At 64.0% G+C, this 21,737-nt stretch carries 21 protein-coding genes; 7 read left to right on the top strand and 14 right to left on the bottom strand.

What is annotated here, in order from left to right; genetic code table 11:
* Window positions 1-92: 92 nt before the first annotated feature.
* Window positions 93-2,306, top strand: a complete 2,214-nt coding sequence (locus ACJRPG_RS14895; RefSeq protein ID WP_408000872.1) for a S9 family peptidase — start codon at window positions 93-95, stop codon at window positions 2,304-2,306.
* Between the two features lie 45 nt (window positions 2,307-2,351).
* Here ACJRPG_RS14895 and ACJRPG_RS14890 read toward each other — a convergent pair whose 3' ends face one another.
* From ACJRPG_RS14890 to ACJRPG_RS14880, 3 genes are all read right to left on the bottom strand, one after another.
* A complete protein-coding gene (locus ACJRPG_RS14890) occupies window positions 2,352-3,485 on the bottom strand; it encodes a GAF domain-containing sensor histidine kinase (protein WP_408000871.1) in 1,134 nt (377 codons plus the stop codon).
* Between the two features lie 137 nt (window positions 3,486-3,622).
* On the bottom strand, window positions 3,623-3,835 hold the full coding sequence (locus ACJRPG_RS14885) for a CsbD family protein (RefSeq protein ID WP_408000870.1): 213 nt from the start codon (window positions 3,833-3,835) through the stop codon (window positions 3,623-3,625).
* A 143-nt stretch (window positions 3,836-3,978) separates the two neighbouring features.
* Window positions 3,979-6,033 carry a M13 family metallopeptidase gene (locus ACJRPG_RS14880; RefSeq protein ID WP_408000869.1) on the bottom strand — a complete coding sequence of 685 codons (2,055 nt, stop codon included), beginning with the start codon at window positions 6,031-6,033 and terminating at the stop codon, window positions 3,979-3,981.
* A 240-nt stretch (window positions 6,034-6,273) separates the two neighbouring features.
* On the opposite strand from ACJRPG_RS14880, the gene ACJRPG_RS14875 reads away from it, so the two are divergent.
* The gene (locus tag ACJRPG_RS14875; protein ID WP_408000868.1) at window positions 6,274-7,101 is read left to right on the top strand and encodes an HDOD domain-containing protein; all 828 of its coding nucleotides are present in this window, start codon (window positions 6,274-6,276) and stop codon (window positions 7,099-7,101) included.
* A gap of 169 nt (window positions 7,102-7,270) precedes the next feature.
* Window positions 7,271-7,525: a flagellar protein FliT gene (locus ACJRPG_RS14870; protein ID WP_408000867.1), complete on the top strand. Its 255-nt coding sequence runs from the start codon at window positions 7,271-7,273 to the stop codon at window positions 7,523-7,525.
* A gap of 44 nt (window positions 7,526-7,569) precedes the next feature.
* On the opposite strand, the gene ACJRPG_RS14865 is transcribed toward ACJRPG_RS14870, so the two are convergent.
* Window positions 7,570-10,455, bottom strand: coding sequence for a FimV/HubP-related protein (locus ACJRPG_RS14865; protein ID WP_408000866.1), 2,886 nt, complete (start codon window positions 10,453-10,455; stop codon window positions 7,570-7,572).
* Between the two features lie 123 nt (window positions 10,456-10,578).
* On the opposite strand from ACJRPG_RS14865, the gene fumC reads away from it, so the two are divergent.
* From fumC to ACJRPG_RS14850, 3 genes are all read left to right on the top strand, one after another.
* Window positions 10,579-11,976: a class II fumarate hydratase gene (gene fumC, locus ACJRPG_RS14860; RefSeq protein WP_408000865.1), complete on the top strand. Its 1,398-nt coding sequence runs from the start codon at window positions 10,579-10,581 to the stop codon at window positions 11,974-11,976.
* A gap of 50 nt (window positions 11,977-12,026) precedes the next feature.
* Window positions 12,027-12,248 carry an RNA-binding S4 domain-containing protein gene (locus tag ACJRPG_RS14855; RefSeq protein WP_408000864.1) on the top strand — a complete coding sequence of 74 codons (222 nt, stop codon included), beginning with the start codon at window positions 12,027-12,029 and terminating at the stop codon, window positions 12,246-12,248.
* Window positions 12,249-12,314: 66 nt separating this feature from the next.
* On the top strand, window positions 12,315-12,599 hold the full coding sequence (locus ACJRPG_RS14850) for a DUF883 family protein (RefSeq protein ID WP_408000863.1): 285 nt from the start codon (window positions 12,315-12,317) through the stop codon (window positions 12,597-12,599).
* On the opposite strand, the gene bufB is transcribed toward ACJRPG_RS14850, so the two are convergent.
* From bufB to ACJRPG_RS14800, 10 genes are all read right to left on the bottom strand, one after another.
* Window positions 12,592-14,307, bottom strand: a complete 1,716-nt coding sequence (gene bufB, locus ACJRPG_RS14845) for an MNIO family bufferin maturase (protein ID WP_408000862.1) — start codon at window positions 14,305-14,307, stop codon at window positions 12,592-12,594. The genes ACJRPG_RS14850 and bufB overlap by 8 nt on opposite strands.
* Window positions 14,308-14,328: 21 nt before the next feature.
* Window positions 14,329-14,592, bottom strand: a complete 264-nt coding sequence (locus tag ACJRPG_RS14840; RefSeq protein WP_408000861.1) for a BufA1 family periplasmic bufferin-type metallophore — start codon at window positions 14,590-14,592, stop codon at window positions 14,329-14,331.
* Window positions 14,593-14,668: 76 nt separating this feature from the next.
* Window positions 14,669-15,472, bottom strand: a complete 804-nt coding sequence (gene dkgB, locus ACJRPG_RS14835; RefSeq protein ID WP_408000860.1) for a 2,5-didehydrogluconate reductase DkgB — start codon at window positions 15,470-15,472, stop codon at window positions 14,669-14,671.
* A 155-nt stretch (window positions 15,473-15,627) separates the two neighbouring features.
* On the bottom strand, window positions 15,628-15,828 hold the full coding sequence (locus ACJRPG_RS14830) for a YjfB family protein (RefSeq protein WP_408000859.1): 201 nt from the start codon (window positions 15,826-15,828) through the stop codon (window positions 15,628-15,630).
* A gap of 55 nt (window positions 15,829-15,883) precedes the next feature.
* Window positions 15,884-16,426: a molybdopterin-guanine dinucleotide biosynthesis protein B gene (gene mobB / locus ACJRPG_RS14825; RefSeq protein ID WP_408000858.1), complete on the bottom strand. Its 543-nt coding sequence runs from the start codon at window positions 16,424-16,426 to the stop codon at window positions 15,884-15,886.
* 67 nt (window positions 16,427-16,493) lie between these two features.
* Window positions 16,494-16,688: a hypothetical protein gene (locus ACJRPG_RS14820; RefSeq protein WP_408000857.1), complete on the bottom strand. Its 195-nt coding sequence runs from the start codon at window positions 16,686-16,688 to the stop codon at window positions 16,494-16,496.
* Between the two features lie 88 nt (window positions 16,689-16,776).
* The gene (locus ACJRPG_RS14815) at window positions 16,777-17,577 is read right to left on the bottom strand and encodes a general secretion pathway protein GspB (RefSeq protein ID WP_408000856.1); all 801 of its coding nucleotides are present in this window, start codon (window positions 17,575-17,577) and stop codon (window positions 16,777-16,779) included.
* Between the two features lies 1 nt (window position 17,578).
* A complete protein-coding gene (locus tag ACJRPG_RS14810) occupies window positions 17,579-19,297 on the bottom strand; it encodes an AAA family ATPase (protein ID WP_408000855.1) in 1,719 nt (572 codons plus the stop codon).
* Window positions 19,298-19,318: 21 nt separating this feature from the next.
* Window positions 19,319-19,807 (bottom strand): hypothetical protein, encoded by a 489-nt coding sequence (locus tag ACJRPG_RS14805; protein WP_408000854.1) that lies wholly within the window; start codon window positions 19,805-19,807, stop codon window positions 19,319-19,321.
* Window positions 19,789-19,974, bottom strand: coding sequence for a hypothetical protein (locus tag ACJRPG_RS14800; RefSeq protein WP_408000853.1), 186 nt, complete (start codon window positions 19,972-19,974; stop codon window positions 19,789-19,791). The genes ACJRPG_RS14805 and ACJRPG_RS14800 overlap by 19 nt, the downstream gene beginning before the upstream one ends.
* Window positions 19,975-20,147: 173 nt before the next feature.
* Here ACJRPG_RS14800 and ACJRPG_RS14795 point away from each other — a divergent pair, with 173 nt between their 5' ends.
* On the top strand, window positions 20,148-21,524 hold the full coding sequence (locus ACJRPG_RS14795; RefSeq protein WP_408000852.1) for a head GIN domain-containing protein: 1,377 nt from the start codon (window positions 20,148-20,150) through the stop codon (window positions 21,522-21,524).
* Window positions 21,525-21,737 lie beyond the last annotated feature (213 nt).

The raw sequence follows: 21,737 nt of genomic DNA, 5'->3' as shown, positions 1-21,737 counted from the left end.
TTCCGAACAATGATGGGTCGTCACGCGCTGCAGAGTCTGGTATTGTCTTGCGGTTCGTCATTTTCCTTTACAACATTCTTCGGACACTTCCAATGCGCTTCATTCTTAGCTTCCTGGCCCTGCTGGCCGCCGGTTCGGCGTCCGCCGAGCGCCTGACTCTCGACCGCCTGTATTCCGATCCTTCGCTGACCGGCGCCGGCGTGCGCTCGCTGAAAGTCTCGCCGGACGGCGCGCGCGTGACCTTCCTGCGCGGCCGCGAGGACAACCAGTTCCAGCTGGACTTGTGGGAATTCAATATGAAGGACAAAACGACCCGCCGCCTGGTGGATTCGAAAGTCCTGGTCCCCGAGGAAAACCTGTCGGACGCCGAGAAAGCGCGCCGTGAACGTGAACGCACCGCCAGCCTGAAAGGCATCATCAGCTACAGCTGGTCGCCGGACGGCAAGCAACTGCTGGTTCCGCTGGCCGGCAACCTGTACCTGGTGGACCTGGCCAAACCGGACCAGGCGCGCCTGGTCGCTTCCGGCAATGTGATCGATCCGAAGATTTCGCCAAAAGGCAAATACGTTTCCTTCGTGCGCGACCAGAACCTGTTCGTGATCGACCTGGCCACCGGCAAGGAGCGCCAGCTGACCACCGACGGCAAGGGCACCGTGCATAACGGCGAAGCCGAATTCGTGGCGCAGGAAGAGATGGGCCAGCGCACCGGCTACTACTGGGCGCCGGACGATTCGGCCATCGCCTACCGCAGCTACGATGAAGCGCAGGTGCCGATTGCACGCCGCTTCGAAATCTATGCGGACCGCACCGACGTGGTCGAGCAGCGCTACCCTGCCGCCGGCGACAAGAACGCCGTGGTTGGCCTGCACATCGTTTCGCCGGTCACCGGCGAGATCAGGAACATCGACCTCGGCCCGGAAAAGGACATCTACCTGGTGCGCGCCGACTGGACTCCAACCGCGAAAGCACTGGTATTCCAGCGCCAGACCCGCGACCAGAAAAAACTGGAGCTGATCTCGGTGGACGTGGCTTCGCTGGCGCAGAAAGTGCTCGTCACCGAAACCGCAAAGACCTGGACCACCATCAACGACGACCTGCGCTTCCTCGCCAGCGGCAAGGGCTTTATCTGGTCCTCCGAGCGTGACGGCTACAACCACCTCTACCTGTTCGACATGAACGGCAAGGTGCTGCACCCGATCTCGAAAGGCGCATGGGGCATCGATTCCCTGCTGGCCGTGGACGAAAAGTCCGGCAAGGTCTACGTGTCCTCCAACAAGGATGCCGTGATCGACAAGCAGGTGTATGCGCTGAATATCGACGGCAGCAATGCCGACAAGCCAAAGCGCATCACCGACAAGGACGGTTGGCACGAGGCCTCGTTCTCGCGCAATGGCGAGCTGTTTGTGGACACCTGGTCCGATCCGGCCAACCCGCCGCAGGTAAGCATCCGCCGTCCGGACGGCGCGATGGTGACCTGGCTCGAACGCAATGAAGTGAACGAGTCGCACCCCTACTACAAGTACAAGTCCGATCACCTGCCAACCGAATACGGCACGATGAAGGCAAAGGACGGCCAGACCATGTACTGGTCGATGATCAAGCCTTACAAGTTCGACGCATCGAAAAAGTACCCGGTCTACCTGTCCACCTACGGCGGCCCGCACGCACAGCACGTGTCGCGCAAATGGGGCGATATGTTCGACCAGTACATGGCGCAGCAGGGCTACGTGGTGTTCCGCATGGATAACCGCGGTTCGAGCCGCCGTGAACGCGTGTTCACCGACGCCATCTACCGCAACCTGGGCAAGGTGGAAGTGGAAGACCAGCTGACCGGCGTTGAATGGCTGGGCAAGCAGAGCTACGTCGATCCGAAGCGCGTTGGCGTGTACGGCTGGAGCTACGGCGGCTTCATGGCGCTGCGCCTGCTGTCGCAAGGTTCGGACAAGATCGCCGCCGGCGTGTCCGGCGCGCCGGTGACCGACTGGGGCCTGTACGACACCCACTACACCGAGCAGTTCATGGACAAGCCGTCCGAGAACGTGGAAGGCTACAAGCAGAGCAACGTGTTCTACCACGTTGACGGCCTGAAGTCGAAGCTGCTGCTGATCCACGGCATGGCGGACGACAACGTGCTGTTCACCAACACCACCAAGATGATCGATGCGCTGGTGAACCGTGGCGTGCAGTTCGAACTGATGACCTACCCTGGCGCGAAACACGGCGTCGCGAACCGCCTGCAGCGCAAGCACGTGCAGACCGCGATCGACGCCTTCTTCCGCAAGCACCTGAAGCCGGAATCGAACTAAGCTCATATCCCGCAGCACCCGGAACGCCCCTGCAAAGGGGCGTTTTTATTTTGAGGCGGGCATGCTCAGGGTGAAGGTGGTGCTGCCATCGGAGGTCTGCGCGGCGAGCGTGCCGCCATGCGATGCCGCGATCTGTGAGGCAATGAACAGGCCCAGACCCAGGCCTTCGCGCGGCCGGGAAGACTTGGCGCGCCAGAAGGGCTTGAACAACTGCCCCATTACGTCGTCGGGAATCCGCTCGCCCGAATTGGTCACCGACAGCTCGAAGCGGTCCGCGCCAATCGCTGCATGCACCCGTACCGGAGACTTGCCGTCACCGTGCAGCAAGGCGTTTTTCAGCAGGTTGGACAGCAGCTGCGCCATGCGCGCGGGATCGCATACCAGCGACAGGCCGCCGGGGATGCTCGAAACGATGGCCTGGTCCGGATGCTGCGTCAGCAGCTCGTCGATCACATGCTGGAAGACGGCGTCCATATCGGCCGTCTGCTGCAGGTTCAGTGAAATGCCGCCGCCCATGCGCCCGCGCGTGAAGTCCATCAGGTCGTCCACCAGCGAGGAAATCCGGCTGATGCTGCGGCCCATCAGGTCCAACACCGGTCCGGCTTTCGGTATGCCCATGGTGCGCAGCAGCTCCACGCCGCTCAGGATGGAACCCAGCGGCGTCCGCACATCGTGCCCCAGCACCGCAATGAACTGCTCGCGCAGTTCCGCTGTTTCGCGCTCGCTCGCCAGCGCATTGCGCGTCTGGTGCCATGCTTCCTCGTTCTGCAGCTGGCGCGAAATCAGTTCGGCAAACAGGGTCAGCGTATTGCGCGTCGCGGAGCGCGTGAGGTCCGCCGGGGCAGGATCGAGCCCGCACAGCGTGCCGAAATACGCGCCGTCGGGACGGAACAGGGGAATCGAGAAATAGCTCTGGAAGCCGTAGATGCGCGGCGTATGGTGGCCGGCATAGACCGCGTGGTCCTTCACCGAATCGATGATGATGGCCGAACGGGTGTCGCGCACTTCCTCGCACAAGGTGGTGGTCACATCGAGGCTGTCGCCGATGCCCAGGCCAAAGTTGAGTTTATCCAGCACGGCGCAACTGTGCCATGTGGTATCGGTCACGCGCGCGACGCAGACGAAGCCAAGGCCTGTCAGCTCCGATACTGCGTTCAAAATAGTAGGTACGGCCGCCATACCCTGTATGGCAGCAATGTCTGTTTCAAGATCCGGGATCACGCATTCACTCCTGCTGGAAGGAATATGTTAGCACCGAAAACTGAAAGGGCCGGCCCTCATATGAGGAGCCGGCCCTGAATCGCTAGTAATAAAAATTACTGGCGGTTGCCGCGGCGGACGGTGGCATCATCATCCAGCGCATCTTCCACGGCTTCGCGGGCATCGCCCACTTTCTTCTGCATCTTGCCTTCCACCTGGTTGGCGATGCCTTTAGCCTGCTGCTTGGAGCTGCCCACCAGTTCACCGGCTTCCTCCTGGATCTTGCCGCCGATTTCCTTGGCTTTACCCTTGACTTGGTCCTTGTTCATGATGTGCTCCCTTTCAAAGTTGTCGGTGCGAGACACGCGCACTTCCGTGCGCGCTTGGACAAACTTTAAGTCACCAGCAGGAAGCCATCCGTTAGTGAATTAACACAAGGCACAAGCCGCGCTTAAAGCCAGCTTAAAGGCGCTTACCAGACTCGAACGCGCTGCTCAGGAGCAAGATACAGCTTCTGGCCCGGCTTCACGTCAAAGGCTGGATACCACGCGTCAAGATTCCTTACCGTGTAGGTACGCCATTGCGCCGGCGAGTGGCCGTCCGTCTTCACCTGGTTGCGCAGCGATGCCTCGCGCGACTTGTTGCGCCAGCTTTGCGCATAGCCGCTGAAGAACTCGCGGTCCGCTTCCGGCGTCACCTTGCCGCCCAGGGAGGCATGGTAAGCATCCAGCGCCGCCGCCAGGCCGGCCAGGTCGGCCAGGTTTTCGCTCAGCGTGAGCTGGCCGTTGATCTTCAGGTCGGGGAAGGCTTCATACGCGTTGTACTGCGCCACCAGCGAGCCGGCTGCCTTCTTGAAGTATTCGCCGTCGGCCTTGGTCCACCAGTCGCGCAGGCGGCCTTTGGAGTCGAACTGCGCCCCCTGGTCGTCGAAGCTGTGGCTGATTTCGTGGCCGATGATGGAGCCGATCGCGCCGTAATTGACTGCGTCGGAAGCCTTCGCATCGAAGTATGGCGGCTGCAGGATGGCGGCCGGGAAGTTCAGCGCGTTCTGCATCGGCATGTTCACCGCGTTCACCAGCTGCGGCGGCATCGACCATTCTTTCGAATCGACCTTGGTGCCCAGCTTGGCCAGTTCCTGCTTCAGGTGGAACTGCTCGGCGCGCAGCGCGTTGCCGAAGGCGTCGTCCGCCTTGATCTCCAGGCCCTTGTAGCTGGTCCATTTTTCAGGATAGCCGACGCCCACATACAGGGTGCTCAGCTTGGCATGCGCTTCCTTCTTGGTGGGCGCAGCCATCCAGTCCAGCTGATCGATGCGCTTGTGGAAGGCGTCCACGATATTGGCCACCATCTTCTGCACGCGGGCCTTGGACTCGGCCGGGAAGTAGCGCTCCACATACAGCTTGCCCACCGCTTCCGGCATGGCGTTGTTGACGAAGGTCAGGCCGCGCTTCCAGCGCAGCGACAGTTGCGGCGTGCCGTTCAGCGTACGGCTGTAGAACTCGAAGCGCTGGTCCACAAAGGCTTTCGGCAGGTTCGGGCTGAAGTGGTTCACGGTGTGGAAGGCCATCCAGTCCAGCCAGGTCTGCAGCGGCATTTCCGCGACCAGCGCGGAGGCGCCCTTGATCGCGCCCGGATGGTAGACGATGAATTTCTTTTGCTTGCCCAGGCCGGCGCTGTGGAAGAACTGCTTCCAGTCCATGCCCGGCGCCTTGGCGGCGAAGTCCTTGTCGCTCCACGGGTTGTTGGCCTTCTGGATATCGGCCGAATCCTCGCGGCTGCCGTGCGCCTGCGCGATCTTGCGTTCCAGTTCGAACACGCGCGCGGCGCGCAGTTCGGGCTCGGTATAGCCGGCCAGTTTCAGCATCGCGGCGATGTGGGCCTGGTAGGCCGTGCGCAGGCGGCTCATGCGCTCGCCCTCTTCCAGGTAGTAGGCGCGGTCAGGCATGCCGAGGCCGCCCTGCAGCAGGTAGGGCACGTAGTTGTCGGGGTCGGTCAGGCCTTGCGCAATCCACAGGCCAAACAGGTTTTCGGTGAAGAAGTTGGTGGCGTTCAGCGGATCCACGTCGGCGCGCAGGCTGGCGCCCAGTGCCTTCGCCAGGCCGGTCTTGTCCTTGATGGCGCCCAGCTTCTTGAGCTCGGCCTGCAGCGGCGCGATGCCGTGCGCTTCGATGGCGGCTTCATTCATGAAGCTGGCATACAGGTCGCCCACTTTGCGCGCTTCGCTGCCGGCCGGCTGGGAAGCCGCTTCTTCGATCAGCTTGATGATCCGCGCATTGGTCTGCTCCGCCAGCTCGGCGCCTGCGCCCCAGCTGCCGCGGTCCGCCGGGATCTCGGTTTTTGCCAGCCAGTCGCCGTTGACGTAGGCGTAGAAATCATCGCCGGGCATGGCCTTTGCCGCCGTTGGCGCTGCCGGTGCCGCAGCCTGCTGCGCAATGGCCGGGGTGAAGGCCAGGGAAGCGCCGCACAGGGCCAGGGTAACAGCCGTCTTGAGCGCGTTCCAACGCAAGGTTTGGGTGCGTGTTTGCATGAATGGTCCCTTATAGGTTTTTGAGAATTATTGGCGAAGTAAGCCACTGTGGAATGTAATCCGGAAGCGTGCCGGCCGGGGTCCGGATGCGACAGACTGCAGAATTCGGGGACAGGCTGCACAATTCGCGGAATGCGTGCGGCGGATACCACGCCCCCTCAGAAACTGCTTCTTTCCGTAGGAGAATCCCTATATAGTTCATCTACAGCAATACCAACAATGAATCCTGAGGAGAACCAGATGAAGTTAGAGGCACTGTTCCAGAACCCGACTGCGTTGCCTACCGCGCCGAAGGTTGTTGAAGAATTGATCAGCAGCTTCGACAAAGCCAGTGTCTCCACTGAAGATATCGCCAAGAAGGTATCCACCGACCCGGTGCTCAGCGCCAAGCTGCTGCGCCTGGCAAATTCTGCTTATTATCACGTTTCCCGCAGCATCGGCACCGTGGAAGATGCCGTGCTGATGCTCGGTTTCGTTACCGTACGCACGCTGGTGATTTCCTCCGGCCTGGTGAGCGGTTTCAAGACCGTGCCCGGCCTGGACCTGAAACAGTTCTGGCGCTACAGCCTGCACACTGCGGTGGGCGCCAAATGGATTGCCAAGAAAACCCGCGACAATACCGACCTCGCCTTCACCATCGGCATGATGCACGCCATCGGCCAGCTGGTGATCCACTCGGCCATGCCTGAGCAGGCCATGCAGCTGGACAAGGTTGCCGGTCCGCTGGACGCGCGCCGCCTGGACGCCGAAATGGCCTCGCTGGGCTACGGCTTCCCGGACGTGGGCGCCGAACTGGCCGCGCGCTGGAAATTCCCCTCCACCTTCTCGGACGCCATCAAGGCCTTCCCGCAGCCGCTGGAACACGAGCCGTTCAACCGCCTGGCGGCCGTGGTGCACCTGGCCGCATGGCGCGCCCGCGTGACCGAAGCCAAGCTGAGCGACGAGGAAATCGAAGCCTGCTACCCGACCGAGATCGCCGAAGAGCTGGGCCTGGAAGACGGTGTGCTGGTCGACGAAATGCCGCCGCTGGAAGAACTGAGCGCGGGCCTGGAAGAGCTGGTCAAGTAATTACTGCCCTCCCTCGAGGCCGCTGCCGCCCTGCACTGGGCCGCAGCGGCCTTATTGTTTTTGCAACCCCAAATAATTTTAAAAATATTTTGAAAAAACCCTAAAGTTCTCGTTCGGCCTGACGTAAATCCAGACAAGCGGTACTCCATTTACGATTTCAGGATCAGCCATGACCTCGAACGAAGTTCTCTCGATGTACGAAAATATTGCCGGTTTGACCAATAATATGGTCGCCGCCGCGCAGTCGGGTAACTGGAATGGCCTGGAGCGCATGGAGAAGCATGTGGCCGTGGCTTCGGTGGCCGTGATGGGCGGCGTGCCTGCCCTCGATGGCGATGCCCGCGCCCGCAAGATTGCCCTGCTGAAGCAAATTATGGCCAACGACCGCGCTATCCGCGACGTGACCGAACCCTGGATGGCCTGATTTCTTCGGCCTGATCTCAAAAAGGCGCCCGATGGGCGCTTTTTTTATTGGTTCACCGCCAGCTTTGGCGCTTCCTGCATATCCTGGTCGGCCACCGGTTCGAAGCGCTCGCCATGCGGCACCTCATCTTCCGCCGGCTTGCGGCGCCAGCTCTGCCAGACCTTCAGCGGTCCGGCAGCCAGCTTTTCGCGGTAGCGGCGGATAAAGTGGATGATGAAGCCGACCGTCAGCAGGAAGACCACGCTGCCGCCGGCAATCATCGTGACCATCTTCGGGCGCGACATGCGCTTCTTCGGCGGTTCTTCGGCCTGCACAGCCTGGACTGCGGGCGGCCTGGTTTCCTCCACGGCTTTGGTGACCGCCCTCGCGGTGGCGGCTGCCGAATCCTTCGTTACCGCGGCTGGTTCGGCGTTCGCGGCCTCCGCTGGTTTTGCGCGCTGTGGCCGCGCATCCTTGATGATGCCGGAGGCAGTGCGGCCGGCAGGCTTCACGGTCAGGGGTGCGGTTGCCGCGTCGATCGGCTTGCTGCGAACGTCGTCCAGCATGGATTCGACGGCGCTGTTCCAGGCCGGATGCGGCCCGGGCGCCGCCTTTGTCACAGCCTTGCGCTCACCCGCCGCCTGGCTCTCGCCCGCCACGACAGCCGCCGCCGAGGACTGCGCGGCGCCCGACGCGGCATTCGCAGCCTTGACCGGCGCAGGCGCCACTTTCGCTGCTGCGGCTACCGTCGTCGTAGTCTTGCTTTCGCGGCTCCCCGCATCCGGAGTCTTCGCGGCAGTGGATGCAGGGATTACCGCCACCAATGCCTTCGTCGCGCCGGGTGCCGGGTTCGCCATGGCAGCAGTCTTTGCCGCGCCGGATGCCGGGCTGGCCGAAGCAGCCGTTTTCTCAGCGGATGCCGGGGCCGTCACAACCGTCTTTGCTGCGCTGGATTCCGGGCTGGTTGCGGCAGCCTTCTTCGCGGCGGGTACCGGGGCCGCGGTTGCAACCGTCTTCGCTGCGCTGGATGCCGGGCCGGCCGCAGTGGCGGTCTTCGCCGCGCTGGATCCCAGACTTGCCGGTGGTGTGGCGCTCGCCGGGGCAGCCGCTGCTGCCGTCTTCACCGCTGGTGCAATTGCTGCGGACTCGACTGCTTTCTGCGAGCCCGATGTTTGAGCCGCCATCGCTGGCGCCTTTGCAACAGGGGCGCCTGCTGGCGCCGTATGTGCGGTGACAGGAACGCTCGCCTTCGCCTCGACGGGCTTGCCGACTGCCGGCACTGCGGCGCTGGTGCCCGCCGGGGCTTTCGACGCAGGCGCGACAGGCTGGCGGGCAGGGCCGGCCGCCGGTTCAGGTCCCACATTGGCTGCGAGCTTGGTGGCGGCAGCGGGCTGCGTCGCGGCGGACGCCGCAGGCTTTGCCTCGACGGCGGCAGGCTTCGCGGCCAGCGCAGCCTGCAAATCCTTGAGCTTGCCCTCCAGCTCCTTCAGTTTGCTGGCAATTGCCACATTCGTTGCATTGGGCGGCGGTGCGGCTGGTGCGCTCGCTACTGGCTTGAGTTCGGGTTTGGCTGCCGCCGGGGCAGAAACTTTCGCTGCTGGCATTGCTGCAGCAACAGCGGGGCTGGATTGGGTCTGCGCTGCCGCTGATGCAGCGGCAGCTTTAGCAACGCCGGCAGCGGACGCTGCAGAACTCGCGTCGGCAGGCTTGGCCGCAGCCGGGGCGCTGGCCTTCGCTACGGCTGCGGAAGCGCTCTGGCTAACTGGTTTCCGAGGCGCCGGTGCCGGGGCCGACGCAACCGATGCGTTCGACACTGCGGATTTGGCCGCTGGCTTGGCTGCAGCCATTGCACCGGAAGCGTCGCCCGCGTTCGGGCCGGGGGCTGCCGGGAGCGCAGCCGCCTTTGTCGCGCTGCCAGCTTTCGCGGACACTGGAGCGGGAGCCGAAGCCTGAACCGGCGCCGAAACTGGCTTTGAGTCCACCGGCGCAGCCGGTTTCGCAACAGCCGCTGCGGGCTTTACTGGTGCCGGAGGCTGGACACCGGCTACTGCAGGCTTGACCGGGACCGCGGCGTGTGCAGCCGGCACTGCAGGCTTAGCCGGAACGGTGGCCTGTACCGCAGCGCCTCCAGGCTTAGCGGGAACAGTGGCCTGTACGCCAGGCGCTACAGGCTTAGCCGTACCGGCGGCCTGTGCAGCAGGCGCGGCGGCCTTCGGCCTATCCGTTTGTGCGGCCTTCACTGTCGCCGCATCGACCTTGCCCGCCGTGCGGCCTGCAAATGCCTTCTGCACAGATTCCATCAGCTCCTTATCGGTCTTGCTCTGCTTCGCGACAGGAACCTGGCTGGTAGAAAATTTGACATCCGGCGCAGCGGCGCGAACCGGCGGCGTGGCGGGCGCCGCTACCTTGGCCGCGCGTGGGGCAGCGGCGGCAGGCATGGACGCCGGCGAAGCAGCGGCCGGAGATGCAGGCACCGCGGAGGCAGCCACCGGAATCACGGTGGTAACGGGCGCCTGCACGGCTTCCGCCACCACTTTCGGCGCCGGATCCTGGCTGAACCACAGCGACACGCCGCGCACCGACGAGCGCCCACCGCTGACCAGTTCGAAGAACAGGTGCGCCACCTCGCCCTCAACCGGCCGCGACGAGGTAAGGTGCAGGAAACGCTTTTGCCCGCGCGCCACCACCGAGATCTGCATGCCAGCCAGCGCCGGCGGCAGCGACACGCCCGCGCCCTGGAACACATCCGGCCGCGCCAGCCGCGCTTCGAGCGCCGCCAGGTCCTGCTGCGTTAGGTCGACCAGCTCGATGTCGGCCACCAGCGGCTGCCCGATGTAGGAACGCACCACGGCCTCGCCCAGCTCCGCGGCCGCAGCGCCGCCGCCCACCGCAACGGCAGACAGCGCCAGCACAAGGCGCGAGATAACAGAATGGCAAGTAGGACGCGGCATAGCCAGTGCGAGAAAAGTGCGGGACGTAGCAATGTTAACGGCGCGAAATGGGAAATGTGAAGCCGCCGGAACGATTTTGCGCGCTGGGTTACACTAAAAAAATCGTAACCGAAAGCACACATCATGGAAACCCGTACCGAGCGAGACAGTTTTGGCCCCATCGAAGTCCCTGCAGACCAGTTGTGGGGCGCGCAAACCCAGCGCTCGCTGCACCACTTCCATATCTCCAGCGAGCGCATGCCGCCGGAACTGATTGCCGCGCTGGCCCAGGTCAAGCGTGCCGCCGCCCGCGTCAACCTCGACCTCGGCGTGCTGGATGAACGCAAGGCCGGCGCCATTACCCAGGCTGCCGATGAAGTGCTGGCGGGCCTGCACAAGGACGAATTCCCGCTGGCCGTATGGCAGACCGGCTCCGGCACCCAGTCCAATATGAATATGAACGAGGTGCTGGCCAACCGCGGCTCCGAGCTGCTGGGCGGCGAGCGCGGCGAAGCGCGCCTGCTGCACCCGAACGACGATGTGAACAAGGGCCAATCCTCGAACGACATCTTCCCCACCGCGATGCACGTGGCGGCCGCCGTGGCCATCGCCACCGACGTGCTGCCCGCCGTCCGCCAGCTGCGCGCTACGCTGGATGCCAAGGCCACGGACTTTGCAGGCATCGTCAAAATCGGCCGCACCCATTTGCAGGATGCCACCCCGCTCACCCTCGGCCAGGAATTCTCGGGCTATGTGGCCCAGCTGGACTACGCCGAACATGCCATCCAGGCCACCCTGCCCGCCGTGCTGCAGCTGGCGGCCGGCGGCACCGCCGTCGGCACGGGCCTGAATTCGCATCCGGAATACGCAAGCCGCATCGCCGCCGAACTGGAATCGCGCCTGCAACTGCCCTTCCGCACGGCGGACAACAAGTTCGCCGCCCTCGCCGGCCATGAAGCGCTGGTGGCCGCCCACGGCGCCCTGAAAACGCTGGCCGCCGCCATGATGAAGATCGCCAACGACGTGCGCTGGATGGCCTCCGGCCCGCGCTCCGGCCTCGGCGAAATCACCATTCCTGAAAACGAGCCGGGCAGCTCCATCATGCCGGGCAAGGTCAACCCCACCCAGTGCGAAGCAGTCACCATGCTGTGCGCCCAGGTGTTCGGTAACGACGTGGCCATCACGGTGGGCGGCGCTTCCGGCAACTTCGAGCTGAACGTGTTCAAGCCGCTGATCGCCCATAACTTCCTGCAAAGCGCGCGCCTGCTGGCGGATGGCATGCGCAGCTTCGATGAGCACTGCGCCCGGGGCATCGAGCCGAACCACGGCCGCATTGCCGAACTGATGGAACGCTCGCTGATGCTGGTGACGGCGTTGGCGCCGCGCATCGGTTATGATCGCGCCGCGCAAATTGCCAAGAAAGCGCAGCACGAAGGGACTACCCTGAAGGAAGCTGCGCTGGCGCTCGGCTATGTAACGGCCGAACAGTTCGACCAGTGGATTGTGCCGCTGGAAATGACCAAACCCGGCGCCAAAGGCTGATCCCGCGCTCGGCAATATCGTGCGCGGCCGTTTTTGATATAAGGAATACAATGCAAAAAATACAATTCGATCTGAATGGCGAGTTCGTTGAACTGAACCAGCTCCTGAAACTGGTGGGGCTGTGCGACAGCGGCGGCGCGGGCAAGCAGATCGTGGCCAGCGGCGATGTCAAGGTCGATGGCAAGCAGGAATTGCGCAAGACCGCCAAGATCCGCGCGGGCCAGCGTGTTGCGCTGGGCGACGTGCAGATCACGGTTGTCGGCGCCACTTAATCTGGCGCAAGCAATGGCCCGGTTCAGGGGCTATAGTTTGCTGAACATCTTGCGAGGGGAATGGCGATGGAAGACCCTGGACACGACCTGGAACAGCAAGGCCGCCTGATAGGCGACCTGCGCCAGGTCATCGAAAACGCGGAAGAGCTGCTGAAGAACACCGGGCAATACAACAGCCTGACTTACCAGAGCGCGCGCGCCAAGCTGGCGCAGGCGCTGCTGGCTGCCACCGAGGAGCTGGAACGCTTCGAGGAAACGCAGCTGGACCGGATGATCCAGGCCACCCATGAAGCCAGTTCCCGCCACAACGACCAGACCGGCGAAGCCAAGGTATTCCGCGCCTTCAGCTAAGCGAGGTCAATGCGCCGCTCTCCAGCCATAGCCTGAGCTGGCCGGTGATGTCGAACTCCTCATCTTCCGCGAATGCGGCGTCCAGTGCGGCGCCCATGCTCGCTCCATCCTGAAGCGCTTGCAGTGCCGCCGCGCCGGCTCGCGTGAGCGGCGTGACCAGGCTGCGCCACTGCGGGCGGCTCACCAGCGCGTAGCTGGCGCCGGCAATATCCTGCGGCAGTTCCACGCCGCCGGGCTGGTGCGCCTGCCAGATCTCCACAATTGCCCACTCCGAGTGGAATAGCGCCGCCGCCGGGTGCAGCTGGGCCTGCGCGGCTTCGAATGCCTCAGGCGCCATGGCCATTGCTTCGGGCCTCAGCACCGGTGCGGATGCGGCGAAATGCGCGCGGTAGGCCAGCCATTCGAGGCGCGCCATGTCCGGCAGGTAGGGCAGATCCTGCGTGTGCGGGAAAGCCTGCAGGAAGGCGGCGAAGTGGGCGCCGAAACGGTTCAGGTCGCCATCCGTGGATGGATGCGCGCGGCCGTACTCGCGCACCAGCGCCGCGAAGAATTCCTCGCCCACCAGCTGCGCGATGACGGGATAGGCGTTCAGCAGCACCTTCTGCCAGCTCGCGCCAAGGTTGCCGCGGTATAGCGCCAGCCGATGCCGGACGTGCGGCGCGCGCACCACGGCCAGCACCGGCGCCTCATCGGCATGTGAAAACATTGCAGTGGCGAAATGCTGCTGGTGCAGGGCCAGCGCGTCGCTGCCAGCGCGCGCCGTCCCCGGTATGTGGGCCGCGCCAGCCGGTGCTGCCACCGATGCCTGCGGCATGTCCGCAGGCCCTGCCGCCGGTGCACGGGCCGCGCGCGCGGGCACGCTGCCGGTGTATTGGCCCGGTACGGGAGCCTTTGCCAGCGCGGCGGCGGCGCGCCCCGCTTCGTCCAGCAGCACCTTCAGCGCGGGCACCTCGGTATCCCATTCAATCAGCGTCGGCACGCTGCCGAAGCGCTGCAGCGCCGCATCGTAAATCTGCCAGACGGGTTCCGCCACGCGCGCGCCGTGGTGGTCGATCACCGCTTCCGGCGTGACCAGATGCCCGCCGAGGTGGATCTCGCCCACGCAGCCAACGGGGATGGCCGCCAGTGCGGCGAAGGCATCCTCGCCATGGTTGCACTGGTTCACATAGAGGTTGTTCACGTCCAGAAGCAGGCCGCAGCCGGTGCGGCGCGCGAGCTCGGCGAGGAATTCCGCTTCGCTCATCGTATCGTCGGCGAAACGCAGGTAAGTGGAGACATTCTCCAGCAAGATGCGCCGTCCCAGCACCTCCTGCACCTGCTCTACCCGCTCCGCGAGCAGGCGCAGCGCGGCGTGGTCCAGCGCCAGCGGCAGCAGGTCGTTCAGGTGCCGGTCAGCCACGGCGCCCCAGCTCAGGTGTTCGGAGACGAGTTCCGGCTCAATGCGTTGAACCAGGCTGCGCACCCGCTCCAGATGTGCGGCCGAAAAGCCGCGCGCCGAGCCTATGCCCAGGCCCACGCCATGCAGGCTGAAAGAATAATCCTGCCGCAGCGTCTGCAGGACGTGGAAGTCCCAGCCCGCCTGGTCAAGGAAATTTTCGGTATGGACTTCCAGCCACGCCACGCGCGGCCGGGAGTCGAGGAATTCGCGATAGTGCGGAGCCCTGAGCCCGACGCCAGCGCCAGCCAGGCCGCCACCGGTGAACTTCACGGCTCCGCTCAAGAGGAAGGATTACTTCGCCGGCGGCTTGGTCTTGCCGCCCATTTTTTCGCACGTGCCCTTGGCCACGAATTTCCACTCGGCCGGAGCGTTGTCGGTCTTGGCCTGGCCGGAGCAGCTGTGCGAACCGTCGGCAGCGCCGCAGTCGTTGGCGCCGGCCTTGGCAACGCCGTAGCACTTCTCCTTGTCGCCGCCTGCATTTGCGGCAGCGGTGGTGGCGGTAGCGGCGCATACGCCGGCCAGTGCAGCGGCAATCAGCGCTTGACGTTTATTCATGGAGATCTCCTCAGTTTTGGTATCGGGAAAACGAACCATACCTGAAAAATCTCTACAGTCAAGGCAGAAGCTGGGTTCAGTCCCACTCCGGGGCCAGCCCGGCAGGATTCACCTCGCGGCCGTTGCGTTCCAGCGTCGCGATCAGGGCCATGTCGGCCGCATCGAGATGCAGCTCGCGCGCCTTGAGGTTGCCGGCAAGGTTAGCCCGCTTGGTGGACGACGGAATGACCGCGTAACCCAGTTGCAGCGCCCATGCCAGCGCCACTTGCGCAACGGTTGCGCCGTGCTTCGCCGCAATCTGCTGCAGCACCGGATCCTGCAGCACTTTGCCGTAGGCCAGCGTCATGTAGGAAGTGACGGGGATGCCCTGCTCTTTCAGGAAGGCGGTCAGCGCGCGGCTCTGCAGGTATGGGCTGAGCTCGATCTGGTTGGTGGCGATTTCACCTTTGCCGACCGCCGCAATGGCTTGCCGCGTCAGCTCGATATTGAAGTTCGAGACGCCGATCCGACGGGTCAGGCCAGCCGCTTTCGCTTCCGCCAGTGCAGCCATGTATTCCGGCAGCGCAACGCCGTTGCCCGGCGCAGGCCAGTGGATCAGGGTCAGGTCCACATAATCGGTGCGCAGCTTGTCCAGGCTTTCGCGCAGGCTGGGCAGCAGTTTGCCGGCGGCATAGTTTTCGGTCCAGATCTTGGTGGTCAGGAACAGCTCGGAACGCGGCACGCCGCTGTCGGCGACGGCCTGGCCGACTTCGGCCTCATTGCCATAAATCTGGGCCGTATCGATGGCGCGGTAGCCAAGGTCCAGCGCATTGCTTACGGAATCGATAACGGTCTGGCCGGTCAGGCGGAAGGTGCCCGCGCCGAAGGAAGGGATGCTCATGGAATACTCCGGATAGTAAGAACTGGCAGGCAGTGTGCCTGCTTTGTCCTTGCGGAGTAAGCCGTGAATCCGGCAAATTCATTTGCGCGGGAGTCAATAAAAAACCCGCGCCCACCGTTTCCGGTGCCGCGGGTCTTGTCGTGCCGCCGCTCGAATCAGGCGGTGGTATTGATGCGGGTGCCCAGATGTGCCGGCAGGTTGCCAGCCGATGGGACAGGCGGAATCGCTTCAACGAGGGCAGCAGCGCTCGAAGCTTGCAGATCCTGCGCTTTTTTCAGAACCGCAACGCCCACGTCCTGGCGGGTGCCGGTGTCTGCGATCGTTGTTGCCAGACGCGCAATGCTCGAAACGTCCATTTTTTTCTCCCAATCAGGCCTATCACCTGTTTTTACGGCTGTCTGAACGGGAACTTTAGGGCTTCAGCGAAAAATTATTCAAATGGTCCTGAATCCACTCAAGCACGCATTCCGGGGCGTTGAGGTCTAGCCAGGCCACCTGATCCCGCAAGCCGGCCGGGCGGGGCTGGTCGGAGACGACGGCAATGATGTGCCGGTCATCCGGATACAGGGGCGCCTTGCCGCTGGCGGCGCGGAACACTTCCAGCTTCGGCATCGGCCAGGATTTGAAGCCTTCCACCAGGGTGAGGTCGGACGGTGCGAGCCGCTCCAGCTGCTCCGGCAGATCGGGTTCCGGCTCGCCGCGCAATTCGCGCATGATGGCGAAGCGGTACGGCGAGGACACCATCACTTCCGCCGCACCGGCCATGCGCAGGCGGGCGCTGTCCTTGCGGGGCGGTTCCAGCTCCAGGTCGTGATGACTGTGCTTGATGACATTGACCCTCAGGCCATTGGCGGCCATGCGGGCGACGAGAAACTCCAGCAAGGTGGTCTTGCCGTTGCCAGAACGGCCGACAATGCCGAGCACGCGGCGCGGCGCTGGGTTCTGCCCTTGCATCTGCTCTCCTTTTGATGTTGCCGCTCATTATACGCAGCAAGCAACATGGCAACATCAGGGAGGCGTTTCAGTCTTCCGGATGACGCAAAGGTTCGTGCCGGTAACTCCCTGCGGAGAGGCAGATCAGGCCGAATACAGCCAGTAAGGTGGCGGCGTAACCGGGTTCGTTGGCGGGTACGCCACGGATAAAGTCAGCAGCCGAGGCGGGCTGGGACAGCGCTGCGGCACACAGCGCGGCAAACAGAAAGCGTAACGGTTTCATTCGTCCTTATCCTGTCAACATTGCATTTTCGACAAAGATATTGTAACGAACTCTACCATTTCATGCTTTCAATCGTGCGCAGGGTTCCTTATAGAGAAACTCGATAACGGTAGCCGCGGAAACTGAAGACTGCGGCCTTCGGAAGCAGCTTTTCCAGCACCAGGCCGGGAGCCACCTCCTCGCCTTCCTTGCGCAGGATTTTGTCGATCAGCACCATCCGGTCGGCGGGATTCTTCGAGTACATATAGCCGCCAAAGGTGATTTGCGGAATAGCCCGCTGGATGGGCTCGGGCAGGTCGCGCAGGGTTTGCGTGACTTCGGGCTGGGCTGGGGCCTGCGCTTGTTGGGCAGGCGCCGGGGCGGCAGCGCGTTCGGCGGCCACAACATCAAGTTGCGGCGCAGCCGGGGCGGCGGGGGCAATGCTGCGCGCCGCCTGCTGCGGCTCGGCGCGCTTAGGTGCGGCTACGCTCGCGTCGGCAGCTGCCGAGCGCGGCGCCTGCGGAGCCGCATGTGTCTGTTGAGCGCCAGATGATGCGACGGCTATCGGCTGTGGCGGCGTAGCGGCTGCCGGCTGTGCCGGAGGCGGTGCGGCAGGCGGCGTAGCGGCCATGGGCTGGGGCTGCGGCGCTGCGCTCGATCCCTGCTGGGCCGCTGGAGCGAGCTGTGCAGACGCTGCCTGCGGCGCCGATGCCTGCTGGCGGAATACGACAAGCAGCAGTGCAACAATGGCGGCCGCCATCACGCCGACCGCGATCACCAGCGGCTTCTTCATCGCACTGCCGCGCGACACACCGGCGCCGCCATCGAGCGTGGGCGCATGAATGGTTGGGGTTGCGCCGAGCTGGCGTTCCGCCTGCGCCTTCTTCAGGGCTTCAAGAATGTAGGACATATTATTTCCCCGCCAGGCGCGGCTCCTGCACGCCGCCAAGCTGGTTCAGTCGAATGAAGGTTTTGGGTCCGGCGACACCATCCGCCTTGAGCTGCTGGGCCGCCTGGAAGTCGCGCAGGCCGCGCAGGATAGCACCGTCCAGCGGCTGGCCGTCTTCCGGCTTCGCTTCGCCACGCTGCTCCGCGAGGCGGCGTGCCAGCCAGTCCACATCCGGGCCGCGGTCGCCGGCCGACACTTCATCGCGCCAGGCGCGCGGCGCGCGCCAGAAGGTCGTGAGGCCGCCGTCGAAGCGCGTCTCCAGTTCGGCGATGCTGACGGTTTGCGGCTTGCCGTTGATGGAAAGCGTTGCGCTGCGCGCGTTCAGGCCTGTCAGCAAGGCATAAGTCGGCGCGGCAGGGTTGTCGCGCAGCTTGATCACCGCCGGACGGTCCAGCGAGCGCAGTTCATCAAGGCCGCCTTTCACCAGCAGGCAACGCAGGTTCTGTTTCGATGCGGCCGCGCAGGATTCGCCTGGTGCAAGCTTGACGCCCCATAGCGCCGCCAGCTGGCCGAGCGCGGCGTCGCTGGTGGCTGCGCCCTGCCCCGGCACCGCACCGATGGCAGCGCGGGCGGGCGATGCGCCCGGCGCCGTGGCGCCATTCGCTGCACCTGCCGATACGGATGGCCCGCCTTTCGCACCCGCCGCTGGCGCTGCGGCGCTGCCCGGCGCCACCCCGGCTGGGGTGGCGGCCAGCGCTCCCGATGCCACTGCGCCCGGCGCGGCGGCCTGCGTTCCGGATGTCCCTGCGCCCGGCGCTCCGGCACGCGGCATCAGCTGCCACGCGGCCGCACCGGTCAGCACGGCGCCTGCCAGCACGCCTGCAGCCACGAACTGCCACTGCCGCTGCGCGGAAGGCGAGGCGCGCTCGCCGGCGAACACTTCGTCGGCCGCCTTGCGGACGATCTGCTTCGTCACTTGCTGGCGGTTCTCGACATAGGCGCCTAGCAGCGCACGATCGCACAGCAGGTTGATACGGCGCGGCACGCCCTTGGTGAGCTGGTGGACCAGCGCCACCACCGGCGCGGAAAATGGCGCAAGGCCCGCCGCACCTGCCACCGCCAGGCGGTGCGCAATGTACTGCCCCGTTTCATCCACGGTCAGCGAACCGAGGTGATAACGCGCGATCACGCGCTGCGCCAGCTGTTCCAGTTCCGGCCGCGCCAGCATATCGCGCAGTTCCGGCTGGCCGATCAGGATAATCTGCAGCAGCTTGCGCTCGCTGGTTTCCAGGTTGGTGAGCAGGCGCAGCTGCTCCAGCACGTCGGCCGACAGGTTCTGCGCTTCGTCGATCACCAGCACATTGTTCTTGCCCGCCGCATGGCTCTCCAGCAGGTAGCGGTTGATCGCATCCGTATAGGTCTTCACGCTCACCACGCCCTGCGCCGGCAGGTCCACGCCGAATTCGCCGCAGATCGTGAGCAGCAGTTCCTCCACCGTCAGCTTCGGATTGAAGATGTAGGCCAGCTTGCAGTTCTCCGGAATCTGCTCCATGAAGCAGCGGCACACCGTCGTTTTTCCCGCGCCGATTTCACCGGTGAGCAGCACGAAGCCGCCGCCGCTGCCCACGCCGTACAACAGGTGCGCTAGCGCCTCGCGATGGCGCTCGCTCATGAAGAGATAACGGGGATCGGGAGCAATCGAAAACGGAGACTGTTTCAGGTTGAAGAATTGCGTGTACATGAATTCCCTGTTGGGACGGCGCTAGCGCAGCGCGGGTGGCAAAGACTTGAACTTGGCGCAGAAGACCTTGGCGCGGTTATTGGCAAACACGAGACGGGTGCCGGTATTGGTTTCCTTCACGGGGAAGCGCGAGCTGCCGCCGATCACCGAGAAGCGGACGCCGTCCTGCAGGCGGATGGCCTCTTCCAGCTGGTCCGGCGCGGCATCCACCACGGCGCCCACAAAGCTGTAAGGATAACTCTCGTCGCTGACCATCAGCTCCACCACCGGGAAGCCCCACAGCTGCGTATCGGGCGCGCGGAACCAGTAAGCGCCGCCTTCGCGCTTGTAGGGCTGGTTGAAATTGCCCTTGAGGTAGTTGTAGAAGTAATGGTTGGCGATCTGGTCGCGGCACAGGATGCCGCCGCCGATGACCGTGCCAAAGGTGGAGGGCGCCTGGGCCTGCGCATGGGCGCAAACGGCCAGCAAGCCTGCGCCGGCAAGGCGGCGTGCTAAATCTTTGAAATCCATTCCCGATGTGCGCCAATTTGCGCCTTCGCCTTGGCAGGCAAGGCTTCGTAGCAACCGGGATATTGCTTGAGGGCGCTCTCCCGGATTGCCTTTTCCAGACCGTTGATCAGAAAGACATAGAGAATGGCGCCCTGATCGGATTTTCTGGTTCCCAGATACTTGATCATATGGCTCTCCTCTCTGCATTATGACATTACCAGCCGAATTCCCGCCACCGTTCAGCAGCGCTTTTTTGCACCTTATCCTCGCAATTTGCCCTTTCGTCGGTTAAGTCCCGCACCTGGGCCCCGTTTCCCTTATCGTCCTACCATCGACAATCCATGACCGATGGGGACACAAGATGAATAAACTGATGACCACTGCCCTTGCCGCCGCCCTGCTCGCCGCAGGCGTGACTACCCTGCCCCTGAGCCACGCCTCGCCCGCTGCCGCAGAGGACCGCAGCATTGCCAGTGAAAGCCGCAACCTGGCCGCTTTCAGCGCGATCGAGCTGTCCGGCCCCTACGACGTGGAAATCGTCGCCCAAGGCCAGCGCTCGCTGGAACTGAGCGGCCCCCGCAAGGAAATGGCCGACGTCGAGACCATCGTGCAGGGGGAGACGCTCATCGTGCGCCCGCTGCGCCGCAACAAAGGCTGGAGTTTCTCGTTCGGCAAGACGCATGAGCCGGTGCGCATCCGCATCAGCACGCCAACGCTGAAAAGCCTGAAGAACTCCGGTTCCGGCGATGTGGTGCTGAGCCGCTTCCAGGGCGATGCGCTGGAGCTGACCTCCACCGGTCCCGGCGACCTGCGTGCGGAAGGCATCGTGCGCACGCTGAACCTGCGCAGCACGGGTCCCGGCGACGTGGATGTGCGCCAGATGAACATCGCCAGCCTGCAGCTCAGGATGAGCGGCCCCGGCGACGTGGAGGCGCGCAGCGTCACCGGCGACCTGGCGGCCGTGGTGTCCGGTCCCGGCGACCTGGAGGTAGCGGACCTGCGCGCCGACAAGGTGACGGCAACCATGTCCGGCCCCGGTTCGGTATCGCTGAGCGGCAGCAGCAAGGCCATCCGCGCGGAAATCAGCGGCTCCGGCGACCTGGATGCCTGCTCGCTGAACGTGGAAGCGGTGAATGCCATGGTGCGCGGCCCCGGCGGCGCCTGCGTGGCAGGCGCCATCAAGACACTGGAAGCGGAAGTGCACGGCTCCGGCGATTTCGAGGCGCGCGGCGTGCAGGCCCAATCCCTGCGCGCGGTGCTGAGCGGTCCGGGCAATATGACGCTGAGCGGCCGCACCGGCGCGTTGAATGCGGAAGTGACGGGCTCCGGCGACCTGGATGCGGAACACCTGGAAGTGGGCCGCGCCATGACCCGCAGCACCGGCCCCGGCAATATAGAACTGCAGCGCGTGACCGAGTCCCTGAATGCGCAACTGAGCGGCTCTGGCGGCCTGTCCACCAGCGTCGAAGGCAAGAGCGTGGCGCTCACCATGGGCGGCCCGGGCGATGTTACCCTGCACGGCCGCACCGACAACCTGACTGCGCAGTTGTCCGGCTCCGGCAGCCTGAATGGACGCGACCTGCAGGCCGGCCAGGCCAGCGTGGTGGTGCGCGGCCCTGGCAACGCGCAGGTCAATGTGCGCGGCAAGCTGGAAACGCAGGGACGCCAGGCCTCCGGCAACCAGCCTCGGCTGGTAACTATCGATCGCAGCGGCGTACACGACGCACACGCCAACTAAGCCATTTCCCGTTTTCTCCAACACGCCCGGCCTTGTGCCGGGCGTTTCTTTTTTGCGTCAGAACTGGCATTAATCCATACCAAAAGCAATACCATTGGTCAGCACTTGCAATTCCTTTTAAATCAATAACTTAACTCGACAACCCGCTGCCGGAAGGCAGACCGGATTCAATATTTGACAATACCAGTTAAATACCTGTTGACAAGCTGGTTT

Source organism: Pseudoduganella rhizocola, assembly GCF_045984285.3.
GTDB lineage: Bacteria > Pseudomonadota > Gammaproteobacteria > Burkholderiales > Burkholderiaceae_D > Rugamonas.
The sequence above is the reverse complement of the archived record's forward strand: the minus strand, read 5'-3'. Positions and strand labels throughout refer to the sequence as shown.